The following is a 12,480-nucleotide window of genomic DNA, read 5'->3' as shown; positions in this document are numbered from 1 at the left end:
TTAGCCAGCGGTGGGCAACAGCGAGATATCCGCAACGCGCAGGAACAGATTGCGCAGCCGGTTCAGCAGCGCCAGGCGATTGTTCCGGATGGCGTCGTCGTCGGCCATCACCATCACTTCATCGAAGAAACTATCCACCGGTTCCCGCAGGCTGGCCAGGGAGGTGAGAGCGCTGGCATATTCGCCTTTCTCGAACAGTGGCAGCACCTTGTCCGCTTGCTGGTTTACCTGTTCCGCCAGGTCTTTTTCAGCACTGTCCTGGAGCAGGCTGGCATCTACGGTTTCGCCGATACTGTCGCCCCCCTGTTTGGTCAGGATGTTGGAGACCCGCTTGTTGGCACCAGCCAGGGCTTGCGCCTCTGGCAGCTGACGGAAGGCCTCCACGGCTTTCACCCGGCGGTCGAAATCCAGCGGGCGGGTCGGCCGGCGGGCGTGTACCGCGAGGTAAACCTCGGCACCGATTCCCTGCTCGTCGTAATGGGCCCGGAAACGCTCCAGCATATAATCCACTACGGTGGTGGCGGTGTTCTTCTCGGTCAGCACCGTGAAGTTTGCTTCCGCCCACTCGCAGCAGGTTTGCAGATCCAGCGGCAGCTGCCGTTCGATAATGATGCGCAAAACCCCGAGGGAGGCCCGGCGCAGGGCGAACGGGTCACGGGTGCCGGACGGGGGCTGGTTGATGCCGAACAGGCCGACCAGGGAGTCCAGGCGGTCGGCTATGGCAATGGCACAGCCGGTCAGGCTAGTGGGCAGGTCATCCCCGGCGAAGCGCGGCATGTACTGTTCGTTCAGCGCCCTGGCCACATCTTCCGGCTCACCATCGTTGGCTGCGTAGTACTGGCCCATGATGCCCTGGAGATCGGTGAACTCCAGTACCATCTCGGTGACCAGATCGGTCTTTGCCAGCATGGCGGCGCGCTCGGCCAGGGCCGGGTCACTGCCGATGGCGTCGGCAATTTTCCGGGCCAGGGCAGCGACGCGCACGGACTTGTCGTAGATGCTGCCGAGTTTTTCCTGGAACACGATGGGCTTGAGGGCGTCAACACGGTCCTCGAGCTTCGTCTTCCGGTCGGTTTCGTAGAAGAAAGCAGCGTCGGACAGGCGGGGCCGGATCACCTTTTCGTTGCCGGAGACCACCTGCGCGGGGTCCTTGCTCTGGATGTTGGCGACGGTAATGAACAGGGGCAGCATTTCGCCATCGGCGGCCACCACGTGGAAGTACTTCTGGTGTTCCTTCATGGAGGAAATCAGGGCTTCCGCGGGCACTTCCAGGAAACGCTCCTCGAATCGGCCCATCAGGGGTACGGGCCACTCGTTCAGGGCTGTCACTTCGTCCAGCAAATCTTCATCAATCACGGCCTTGCCGCCGGCTTCCTTCTCGGCGAGTTCAGTTACGCCAGCGCGAATCTGTTCCCGGCGCTCGGCGAAATCGGCAATCACATAGCCTTCCTGTTTAAGCACCACTTCGTAATCACCGGGGGTCGGCACAATCAGGGATTTCGGGCAATGGAAACGATGGCCACGGGTCTTGTTGCCCGGCGTCAGGCCCATGATTGGCGTATCAATCACCTTGTTGCCGAACAGCATCACCACCCAGTGTACCGGGCGCACAAATTCGGTCCGGTGGGCGCCCCAGCGCATGCGTTTGGGAATGGGCAGGCCGGCCAGGGACTGTTCCACCAGTTCCGGCATCAGTTCCACGGTGGGCTTGCCCTGCTCCACGGTGCGGTAAACCACCCAGGCACCCTTGTCGGTCTCGAGGGTGTCGAGCTGATCGGGAGTCACACCCAGGGAGGTGGCAAAGCCGGTCAGCGCCCGGGTCGGGTTGCCGGCGTCGTCGAAGGCGGCCTTGACTGCGGGGCCGCGTTTTTCAACGGACTTGTCCGGCTGGGCATCGGACAGGCTCCGGATGCGAACCGCCAGGCGGCGTGGTGCGGCGAAGGACTCGACCTCGCCGAATTTGATACCGGCCTCTTCCAGGCCCCGGGCAATGCCCTGGCTGAAAGCGTCAGACAGTGTCTTGAGGGCCTTGGGGGGCAGCTCTTCGGTGCCCAGTTCGACCAGAAAATCCTGTGTTGCCATGATTATGCGTTCCCCTGTTCCTGCGGTGCCTTCTTGGCTTTCTTGCCCTTTTTACTCCTGGCCTTGTCATCGGCTGCCTCGGCGGCGGCCATAACTTCCTTGCGCAGAGCCTCGGGCGCCAGCGGGAAGTTCAGAGCCCGGCGGCTGTCGAAGTAGGCCTGGGCGACTGAACGGGCCAGGGTACGTACCCGCAGGATAAAGCGCTGGCGCTCAGTCACGGAGATGGCGTGGCGGGCGTCCAGCAGGTTGAAGGTATGGGAGGCTTTCAGAACCTGTTCATAGGCTGGTAGTGCCAGGCCGGCTTCGATCAGGCGGGCACTTTCCCGCTCATGGACATCAAAGCTGTGGAACAGGAACTCGGTATCGGCGTGTTCAAAGTTGTAGGTGGACATCTCCACTTCCTGCTGGTGGAACACGTCACCGTAGGTGACCACACCATCAGGGCCTTCAGTCCAGACCAGATCGTAAACGCTGTCGACGCCCTGCAGGTACATGGCGATCCGCTCAAGCCCGTAGGTGAGCTCGCCGGTGACCGGGAAGCATTCCAGGCCGCCCACTTGCTGGAAGTAGGTAAACTGGGTGACTTCCATGCCGTTAAGCCAGATTTCCCAGCCCAGACCCCAGGCGCCGAGTGTCGGCGATTCCCAGTTGTCTTCCACAAACCGGATGTCGTGCACCAGCGGGTCAAGACCCAGGGCCTTCAGGGAATCCAGGTAGAGTTCCTGGATGTTGTCCGGGGACGGCTTGAGGACCACCTGGAACTGGTAGTAATGCTGCAGGCGGTTGGGGTTCTCTCCGTAGCGGCCGTCGGTTGGCCGGCGGCTTGGTTGAACGTAGGCGGCATTCCAGGTTTCCGGTCCGATGGCCCGCAGGAAGGTCGCTGGGTGGAAGGTACCAGCGCCCACTTCCATATCCAGTGGCTGGAGGACCACGCAGCCATGCTGCGCCCAGAAATTCTGCAGTGCCAGGATCAGGCCCTGGAAGGTCCTGATGTCCGGAGTTGTCTGTGCTGTTGCCTTGTCTGTCACGACGGTTGCCTGCTGATCAGTCTGTGTGTGGCACCCCGGTTGTCCTTCGGGGCACTCCGAAAAAAGGCGCATTATACGCGTGCTGGGTGTGTATTTCTAAATCAGAAGAAGGTGAGTCCCACCTGGAACAGTTTTTCCACTTCCCGTATCCGGGTTTTGTCCACCAGGAACAGAATTACGTGGTCATCCGGCTGGATCCTGAGGTGATCGTGGGCAATCAGTACTTCGTTGCGCCGCACGATGGCACCGATGGTCGTACCTTCCGGCAAGGTGATTTCGTCCAGGCGTCTGCCGACAACTTTCGATGATCTGTGATCGCCATGAGCGATGGCCTCAATGGCTTCGGCAGCGCCCCTTCGCAGTGAGTGAACATTGACCACATCGCCCCTTCGAACGTGGGTCAGAAGGCTGCCAATGGTGGTTTGCTGGGGAGAGATGGCGACATCAATGTCGCCGCCCTGAATCAGGTCCACGTAATCCGGGTTGTTGATCAGGGTGAGTACCTTTCGGGCGCCCAATCGCTTGGCCAGTAGTGAGGCCATGATATTCGCTTCGTCATCGTTGGTCACTGCGCAGAACACGTCGGTATTCTCGATGTTCTCTTCCAGCAGAATGTCTTTGTTGGCCGCGTTTCCTTCAAGTACCACGGTTTTGCGAAGATTTTCTGACAGCATCACGCAGCGGTCGTGGTTCCGTTCCAGAAGTTTCACCTGGAAACGGTTTTCCAGCGTGTGGGCCAGCCGCTGACCAATGTTGCCGCCACCGCAGATGAAGATGCGTTTATAGGGCTTCACAAGGGGCTGCAGCTCGCTCATAACCGACTTTATATGATCGCCGGCTGCAATAAAGAATACCTCGTCGCCATCCTCGATAACGGTGTTACCCTCGGGCATGATGGCCCGGTCTTTCCGGAAGATTGCCGCCACCCGGGTATCGATCTTGGGCATGTGGGTGCGAAGGTAAGACAGCTGATGGCCGACCAGTGGCCCACCCCGGGTGGCGCGGATGGCTACCAGTCGGGTCAGGCCTTTCGAAAATTCCAGCACCTGCAGTGCACCGGGGTTTTCGATCAAGCGGGTAATGTGCTTGGTCACCAGATGTTCCGGGCTGATCAGAACGTCGATGGGAAAACCACGCAGGCTGTCCAGATCTTTCGTTTGATCGCGCTGGTAAAACAGCTCGGATTTTGCCAGGTAGGCACTGGCCCGCACGCGGCAGATGGTGGTTGGTGTCTTGTAAAGCAGCTTGCTGACCTGGCAGGCCACCATGTTGGTTTCATCGCTGTTGGTAACGGCGATCAGCATGTCGGCATCTTCGGCACCGGCTTGTCGCAACGCTGTCGGGTAAGACGCCTCGCCCTGGACCGTGCGGATGTCGAGTCGGTCCTGTAGCTCACGCAACCGGGCACCATCGCTGTCGATAATGGTGATGTCGTTGGCTTCGTTGGCGAGGTTTTCCGCGAGTGTGCCGCCCACCTGGCCGGCACCGAGAATCAGGATTTTCATGGTTCGGGTTTCTCCAGCACGGCATAGAAGAAGCCGTCATGGCTGAACGGATCCGGGAGCAGTTGCCGCCCGGCACCCATATCACGCCCCCATTGAGCGTCGGGCTCAACAAGGATGGCATCGGTCTGCTGTTTGCAGAACCGCTGAATTATACGGTGGTTTTCCTGGGGGAACACCGAGCAAGTGGCATACACCAGCCGGCCACCGGGTTTCAGGATAGACCACATGGCGTCCAGTAGCCCAAGCTGGATAGCGGCCAGTGGGACAATGTCGGACTCCCGGCGCAGTAACTTGATGTCCGGGTGGCGGCGGATCACGCCACTGGCGCTGCAGGGCACGTCCAGAAGAATCCGGTCGAAAACTTCGCCATCCCACCATTGCTCGATAGCGGCGGCATCCGCCTGCTTAAGGGTTGCGACCAGATCCAGGCGATCCAGGTTTTCCTGTACCCGGGGCAGACGATCAGCGGATTCATCAATAGCAACGACCTCTGCCAGTTCAGCGCAGCTCTCCAGGATTGCACAGGTTTTGCCTCCCGGCGCGGCACAGGCATCCAGCACCCGTTGGCCCGGAGCCAGATCCAGCAGGGTGGTGCAAAGCTGCGCAGCTTCGTCCTGGACACTGACAGCACCATCGGCAAACCAGGGCAGGCGCTCCACGGGAACCGGGCTGGCCAGCTGAATGCCATGGGGCGCGAACTGGGTCGGGCCGGCCTCAATGCCGGCCTCTTGAAGCAGCCCCAGATACTGGTCCCGGTTAAAGCGCAGAGCGTTGACCCGCAGTGTCATGGGCGCCTGGGCGTTGTTGGCCTCCAGAATCCGTTGCCAGTCTTCCGGCCAGTTATGGCGGAGCTTCTCCACCATCCATACCGGGTGGCTGAAGCGGGCAGCGTCAGTGGCCGGTTCCGGCGCGCCTTCCCGCTCGGCGGCTCGCAGTACACCATTAACCAGTCCGGTCAGGTGCGGTTTGTCGAGGGCCCGGCAGGCTTCCACGGTTTCGTTCAGCACGGCGTAGGTGGCCTGCTGGCTGAAACGCAACTGAAAGAGCGCGACCAGCATCAGGTGATGGACAATGCGATCGGGTTTGCGAAGCGGTTTTTTCAGCCGGCCATTGAGCTCGCTATCAAGCCGGTGGAACCAGCGGCAGGTGCCATAACACAGGGCCTGAAGTTCCGGGCGTTCGTTCGGTGGCAGGCGATTCAAGGCTGGCGGCAGGCACTGGGACAGGGACTGGCCGTTCTCCACTGCCAGCATAACTCCGGCGGCAATGGCGCGCATGGGTTGGGGGTGGTCGCCCATGTCAGCGTAACTCCTGGCCGGGCATGAGCAATTCCTTGCCGCCGTTAATCAGGTCGTTCACGCTCTGGGCCCGGGAGCCTGGCAGTTGCAGCCGGGTGATACGCAGAGTTCCGGTTCCGCAGGCAATGTCGATGCCCTCCCGCTCGCGCCGAAGTACGGTACCCGCAGGCTTGTTGGCGGTGTCATTCCGGGCTTTGGCGTCGTGGATCCGGATGCGCTGATCGCCCAGATCGGTGTAGGTTCCGGGCCAGGGGTTGAAGGCACGAATCAGTCGTTCAATGTCGATTGCGTCTGTGGACCAGTCAATGTGTCCCTCGTCCTTGCTCAACTTGCGGGCATAGCAGGCGAGCTCGTCGTTCTGGGCTTCGCCACTGAGTTCGCCTTTTGCCAGCAATTCGAGGGCCTTGACGATGGCCTTGCCACCCATCTCCGCCAGGCGGTCGTGGAGGCTGCCGCCGGTATCGTTTTCTTCAATGGCGGTCAGGGATTTCAGGAGCATGGCACCGGTGTCCAGGCCCTCGTCCATCTGCATGATGGTGATGCCGGTTTCTTCGTCGCCGGCGGCAATGGCTCGCTGGATAGGCGCGGCGCCGCGCCAGCGGGGCAGCAGGGAGGCGTGGATGTTCAGGCAGCCGTGGGTCGGGATCGCCAGGACGTCTTTCGGCAGGATCAGGCCATAGGCGGCGACGATCATGACATCGGGCTGTAGATCCGCCAGCTCTTGCCGGGCTTCCGGTGTTTTCAGGCTCTGGGGCTGGAACACCGGGATATTGTTGTCCAGCGCTACCTGTTTGACCGGGCTTGGTTGCAGCTTCCGGCCACGGCCGGCGGGCCGGTCCGGCTGGGAGTAGACACCCACTATGTTGTGGTGTGTGGCTATCAAGGCCTCAAGAGCGGTAGCAGCGAAATCCGGGGTGCCGGCAAAAACAAGTCGCACGGTGTTTTGATCTCTGTTCCGTTGAATACGAAAAGACCGGGTCGTGACCCGGTCCGGAATAGCGTCTGATTTTGTGACCCGCCCGCAGGCGGATCAGGCGCTCTTCTTATGGAGTTTCTCCAGCTTCTTGCGGATGCGGGTGCGCTTCAGGGAGCTGAGATAGTCCACGAACAGCTTGCCATTCAGGTGATCCATCTCGTGCTGGATGCAAACCGCCAGCAGGCCCCTGGCTTCCAGCTCGAATGGTTTGCCGTCACGCCCCAGCGCCCGGATCTTGCAGTGTTCGATCCGCTCAACGTCCTCATAAAAACCGGGTACCGAAAGGCAGCCTTCCTGCATGGCTTCTATTTCGCCATCCAGCACTTCCACCTGCGGGTTAATAAACACCCGGGGCTCACTCTTGTCTTCCGACAGATCCATAACGATGATCTGTTTGTGAACGTTCACCTGGGTGGCCGCAAGCCCAATGCCGGGCGCATCGTACATGGTCTCGAACATGTCGTCGATCAGCTTGCGGTCCGCGTCTGTCACATCTTCAACCGGCTTGGCGATGGTGCGCAGACGGGGATCCGGGTATTCGAGAATCTCTAGTATCATATCTTCGTACTTTTGGCCTGTATGTCGGGACGCCAGCCTGTCGGCCGATGTCTCTATTAACTTTTGTAACCTTTGAGCGCTTTGTAACAGTGTGAAACCGATCTCCGAAATGCGACAGCGTACTGCGCAAATTTTCGCCCTGACTTTACTATTATCGGGGCGGGGCCGCAGCTTTCAACGGCTGACGGAGTCTCCAAGGTTCGATTTCCTATTATCTAACAATTCGGCGATTGAGTACAAACTGATCAGTTAATAGTTAAAATCTTTCACCCACGGGATAGAATTTACTGGAAGAACAAAAGATAACATCACAATTTGCGAGACTTCTTCTATAGTAACTGGAATAACAACGTAATAAGCTGCATCTAACTGACTGCATCCCAACAGAATGCAAAGAATCAAGGCACGCGATCAAGGACTTACACAATGAGGAAACTGCTGTACGCTCTGGCAGCAACTACGCTGCTTTTAACCTCCTGGGCCCATGCGGCACCGGAGCTGCGGTCCGACCACCCCGAGCGTTACACCGTTGTGAAAGGTGACACCCTCTGGGACATTTCGGCCCGTTTTCTGGATAACCCGTGGTATTGGCCGGAAATCTGGCATGTGAACCCGCAGGTAGCCAACCCTCACCTGATCTACCCCGGCGATCGCCTTGCCCTGGTTTACATTGATGGCAAGCCCCGTATTACCAAGGTAGCAACCAGCGACGTGGTCAAACTGTCGCCGCAGATTCGCTCGGAGCCGATCGATACGCCGATTCCTGCGATTCCCCTGGATGCCATCGGAAGTTTCCTGACTGATACCCGCATCGTAAGTCCGGACGAGATCAATGGCGCCCCTTACGTGCTGGAAGGTGAAGACGGCCGGATCATTACCGGCGCTGGCGACCGTGTTTATGCCCGTGGTGAAAAGCCGGCGGACAAGGTCGGTATCTTCCGTCGCAGCAAGGAATTCAGAGACCCGGACACCGGTGAGTTCCTGGGCCTCGAGGCCCGCAGCATCGCCCGCGGTGATGTGGTCAGAGAAAACGGCGATGTATTGACCGTAAACCTGTCCAGCTCTAACGAAGAGGTACGGATCGGCGATCGTCTGCTGGTGAGTGAAGACCGCCGACTAACTACCAGTTTTGTGCCCAGCTCGCCGAGCGAGGCCATTGAAGGCCAGATGATCTCTGTCGACGGTGGTGTCAACCAGATTGGCCAGTACGATGTGGTTGCCATCAACCGAGGTACCCGTGAGGGTCTGGAAGCAGGAAACGTGATGGCGGTGCTAAAGAGTGGCAACCTGGTTCGCGATCCCGTGACCGGTGAAACCATTGAGCTGCCCTCCGAGCGAGCCGGGCTGCTCATGGTTTTTCAGGCCTATGAAAAAATGAGCTACGGCCTGGTGCTTCAGGCCAGTCGTGCCCTGGCAGTTGGTGACAAGGTCACCAACCCCTGACAGACTGATTTTGAGTGGCCGGACCAGGAAGGTCCGGCTGACGCTTTTGCAAGGATGATGCTGTGTTTTCCTCCCCTTCAGCCCAGTGGCTGCTTCTTACCTGCTTACCAAAATTCGGCCGCGCCCGACGCCGGGACTTGCTGGCGGAAATTCCTGAACTGATCAAGTTGCTCACCATGAATCCGGCGACCATACGGGCACTTGGCCTGACGGCAGAAAGCCTTGCGGCCATCCAGGCATGGCAGCATCGGGATGAAACGCATCCGGTGGTGCGAGAGGTCCGGACCATTCTGGAAAACTGCCGGCGCCATGGCATTGGCCTTGTCACCTGGCAGGATGCGGACTACCCGGAACAGCTGAAACACATTCACGATGCCCCGCTGGTGCTCTATACCCTCGGCGACCCCGGGCTTCTGGGTCGGGAGCAGATCGGCATTATCGGCAGCCGCAAGGCCACCCGGGCGGGCCTGGATCATGCCCGCCGGTTTGCGGCCGAACTCAGCGCCCGGGAGTTACTGGTCACCAGTGGCCTGGCGCTGGGTGTCGACGGTGCCGCCCACGCCGGCGCCCTGGATGCGGGCTTTTCAACTACGGCGGTGATCGGGTGCGGGCTGGACCGTATCTATCCAACCCAGCATCGCCGGCTTGGCGAGCGGGTTATTGCCGAGGGCCTGATGATTTCCGAATACCCGCCCGGTACCCCGGCCAAAGCGGCCCACTTTCCCCAGCGTAACCGCATTATCAGTGGCCTGAGCCGCGGCGTTCTGGTGGTGGAAGCCGGTCTGCGCAGTGGCTCCCTGATCACCGCGCGGATGGCTCTCGAGCAGGGGCGCGAGGTGTTTGCAATTCCGGGGTCGGTCCACAGCCCGGTCGCCCGGGGATGCCATCATCTGATCAAGCAGGGCGCGCGCCTCGTTGAGACGATAGACGACATTCTCGAGGAGCTGGGGTCCTGGTGGTCCGCGCCTTTGTTGGATGAGCCCACTACCACGGCGGAGCCGAAGCGGCAGAACTGGTCCAGCCAGTCTCTGGCCGGTCTGGATAGCCGGGAAATCGCGGTATTTGAGGCTTTAGGGTATGATCCCCAATCAACCGACGCACTGAGTTCAGCCACTGGTCTTCCCGCGGATCAGCTCATGCAGTCCCTGCTGCTCCTGGAGTTGCAGGGGTTGGTGAGTTCCGCTCCGGGAGGTTTCCAGAAAATTGCCTGAGCTCCGTGTGATCATCCACCCCGATTGATTCTGACAAGAGCAGTATGGCCGTTTCCAACCCGCTTTCTGACTGGCAATTGCATTGTGTTCGTCGCACCGTGTTACACGGAGGCGTGATCGCCTATCCCACCGAAGCGGTCTGGGGCCTCGGCTGTGACCCCTGGGACGAACAGGCGGTGGAACGGATTCTGGAGCTGAAGCGTCGTCCGGTGGAAAAAGGCGTGATTCTGGTGGCCTCATCGGTGGATCAGATCCGCTTTCTGCTGGATCCCCTGCCCCGTTCGCTTCAGGCAGAGGCCGAACGCCATTGGCCCGGGCCAGTGACCTGTCTGTTGCCCGATGTGGAGCAGCAGGTGCCGGAATGGGTACGCGGGCAGCATCGTTCCATTGCGGTCCGGGTCAGCGAGCATCCGGTGGTGCGTGCCTTATGCGACACTGCAGGCATGCCTCTGGTGTCCACATCCTGCAATCCGGCGGGTCGCCAGCCGGCCCGGAATATCTGGCAGGTGCGGCGGTACTTCGGTGACCAGCTCGACTGGATTGTGCCCGGCGCACTCGGAGGCAATCGCAAACCCAGCCGGATTATTGATATTGTCAGCGGTAGGCAGCTTCGCTAGGAGAGTCCATGTCACAGCAACCCGATAGCCATGCGGTAAAACAGTACCTGCTGGGGCTGCAGGAAACCATTTGCAGCCGTCTGGAGACCGTCGACGGCGGTGCAGCCTTCATCCGGGATGCCTGGGATCGCCCGGAAGGTGGCGGCGGCGTAAGCCGGGTGATCACTGAGGGACGGGTATTCGAGAAAGGCGGGGTCAACTTCTCCCATGTGATGGGCGAGACCATGCCGGCTTCGGCAACGGCCCACCGGCCGCACCTCGCCGGGGCGCCCTGGGAAGCCATGGGCGTTTCGCTGGTGATTCATCCGAACAATCCCTATGTGCCCACCTCCCACGCCAACGTCCGGTTTTTTATCGCCAGGCCACAGAACAGCGAACCGGTTTACTGGTTCGGCGGCGGTTACGACCTCACCCCCTATTACGGCTTCGAGGAAGACTGTGTGCACTGGCACAAGACCGCCCACGCCGCCTGCGAGCCTTTTGGCGAGGGAACCTACCATCGTTTCAAGCACTGGTGCGACGACTATTTCTATCTCAAGCACCGGGATGAACCCCGGGGTGTGGGTGGCCTTTTCTTTGATGATCACAACACCGGGGATTTTGACCAGGATTTCGGCCTGATGAAAGCCGTGGGTGATAGCTACATTGAAGCCTATGAGCCCATTGTCCGGCGGCGGATGGGTCACCCTTACGGTGATCGTGAGCGGGATTTCCAGCTCTATCGGCGCGGGCGTTACGTGGAGTTCAACCTGGTGTATGACCGCGGCACCCTGTTTGGCCTGCAATCCGGCGGCCGGACCGAGTCCATCCTGATGTCCCTGCCACCGCTGGTGCGCTGGGATTACAACCGGACCGCAGAGCCGGGGTCTGATGAGGCCCGGCTTACCGAGTTTTTCCTCACTGGCCGGGACTGGCTGGAGACGAGCCATGAATAACGATCTGTACGCCGTTGTCGGTAACCCGATCAGCCACAGCAAGTCGCCGAGAATCCACAGCCTGTTTGCCTGCCAGACCGGCGAAGCGATGGAATACACCGCCATCCAGGCACCCCTGGACGATTTTCCGGGCACCGTCAGGCAGTTTTTCGAGCGCGGTGGCAAGGGCCTGAACGTAACTGTGCCGTTCAAGGAAGAAGCCTGGAAGCTGGCAGACCGCAGGACCGAGCGGGCCGAAAAGGCCGGCGCGGCCAACACGCTCTATCTGGATGTCGACGGCGTGCTCACGGCTGATAACACCGATGGCTGCGGCATTGTCCGGGATCTCGTCAGTAACCACGGTGTGCGCCTCGGGAGTGCCCGCGTTCTGGTGCTGGGTGCCGGAGGTGCAGTTCGTGGTGTTCTGGGCCCGATACTGGCGGAGCGTCCTATGGTCCTGACCATCGCCAATCGCACGGTGGCCCGTGCCGAGGCTCTGGTTGAACTGTTTACCCCGGTGGCCGGGGCCGCGCGGCTATCTGCCTGCGGTTTTGAGCAGCCCCGGGAGCCTTTTGACCTGATCATCAATGGCACCAGTGCCAGCCTGCAGGGCGATCTGCCGCCGCTGTCACCCGGGGTTATCGGTGAGCAAACGGTGGTCTACGACATGATGTATTCTTTGCAGACCACAACCTTCAACCAATGGGCGCTTGATCAGGGAGCAAAAACCGTTTACGACGGTCTTGGCATGCTGGTGGAGCAGGCGGCCGAGTCATTCCGGATCTGGCGTGGTGTCAGCCCGGAAACCGCGCCGGTGATTGAAGAATTGCGCAACGATTGAGCCGCTG

At 60.1% G+C, this 12,480-nt stretch carries 11 protein-coding genes; 5 read left to right on the top strand and 6 right to left on the bottom strand.

Going from position 1 to position 12,480, the window contains the following annotated elements; genetic code table 11:
* The 6 genes from glyS to def all read right to left on the bottom strand — a co-directional run bounded on the left by glyS (position 1) and on the right by def (position 7,447).
* Positions 1-2,082, bottom strand: a complete 2,082-nt coding sequence (gene glyS / locus CLH62_RS11290) for a glycine--tRNA ligase subunit beta (protein ID WP_099618253.1) — start codon at positions 2,080-2,082, stop codon at positions 1-3.
* A 2-nt stretch (positions 2,083-2,084) separates the two neighbouring features.
* On the bottom strand, positions 2,085-3,110 hold the full coding sequence (gene glyQ, locus CLH62_RS11285; protein ID WP_099618252.1) for a glycine--tRNA ligase subunit alpha: 1,026 nt from the start codon (positions 3,108-3,110) through the stop codon (positions 2,085-2,087).
* Between the two features lie 101 nt (positions 3,111-3,211).
* The gene (gene trkA / locus CLH62_RS11280) at positions 3,212-4,615 is read right to left on the bottom strand and encodes a Trk system potassium transporter TrkA (RefSeq protein WP_099618251.1); all 1,404 of its coding nucleotides are present in this window, start codon (positions 4,613-4,615) and stop codon (positions 3,212-3,214) included.
* Entirely contained in the window at positions 4,612-5,913 is a 1,302-nt protein-coding gene (gene rsmB, locus CLH62_RS11275) for a 16S rRNA (cytosine(967)-C(5))-methyltransferase RsmB (protein ID WP_099618250.1), read from the bottom strand. Before rsmB ends, trkA begins: the two co-directional genes overlap by 4 nt.
* Before the next feature lies 1 nt (position 5,914).
* The gene (gene fmt, locus CLH62_RS11270; RefSeq protein ID WP_099618249.1) at positions 5,915-6,850 is read right to left on the bottom strand and encodes a methionyl-tRNA formyltransferase; all 936 of its coding nucleotides are present in this window, start codon (positions 6,848-6,850) and stop codon (positions 5,915-5,917) included.
* 93 nt (positions 6,851-6,943) lie between these two features.
* A complete protein-coding gene (gene def, locus CLH62_RS11265; RefSeq protein WP_099618248.1) occupies positions 6,944-7,447 on the bottom strand; it encodes a peptide deformylase in 504 nt (167 codons plus the stop codon).
* Between the two features lie 426 nt (positions 7,448-7,873).
* Between def and CLH62_RS11260 the strand changes: the two genes are divergently transcribed.
* The 5 genes from CLH62_RS11260 (at position 7,874) to aroE (ending at position 12,473) form a co-directional block, all read left to right on the top strand.
* On the top strand, positions 7,874-8,890 hold the full coding sequence (locus tag CLH62_RS11260) for a LysM peptidoglycan-binding domain-containing protein (RefSeq protein ID WP_099618247.1): 1,017 nt from the start codon (positions 7,874-7,876) through the stop codon (positions 8,888-8,890).
* Between the two features lie 62 nt (positions 8,891-8,952).
* The gene (dprA, locus tag CLH62_RS11255) at positions 8,953-10,101 is read left to right on the top strand and encodes a DNA-processing protein DprA (protein WP_099618246.1); all 1,149 of its coding nucleotides are present in this window, start codon (positions 8,953-8,955) and stop codon (positions 10,099-10,101) included.
* Positions 10,102-10,145: 44 nt separating this feature from the next.
* Complete coding sequence (locus tag CLH62_RS11250) at positions 10,146-10,718, top strand: L-threonylcarbamoyladenylate synthase type 1 TsaC (RefSeq protein WP_099618245.1); 573 nt, start codon at positions 10,146-10,148, stop codon at positions 10,716-10,718.
* Positions 10,719-10,726: 8 nt separating this feature from the next.
* Positions 10,727-11,653, top strand: coding sequence for an oxygen-dependent coproporphyrinogen oxidase (gene hemF, locus CLH62_RS11245; RefSeq protein ID WP_099618244.1), 927 nt, complete (start codon positions 10,727-10,729; stop codon positions 11,651-11,653).
* Positions 11,646-12,473, top strand: a complete 828-nt coding sequence (aroE, locus tag CLH62_RS11240; protein WP_099618243.1) for a shikimate dehydrogenase — start codon at positions 11,646-11,648, stop codon at positions 12,471-12,473. The genes hemF and aroE overlap by 8 nt, the downstream gene beginning before the upstream one ends.
* The last annotated feature ends 7 nt before the right edge of the window (positions 12,474-12,480 follow it).

Origin of the sequence: Marinobacter guineae, from assembly GCF_002744735.1 — a bacterium.
Classification (GTDB): domain Bacteria; phylum Pseudomonadota; class Gammaproteobacteria; order Pseudomonadales; family Oleiphilaceae; genus Marinobacter; species Marinobacter guineae.
This window is presented reverse-complemented; position numbering and strand designations above follow the sequence as displayed.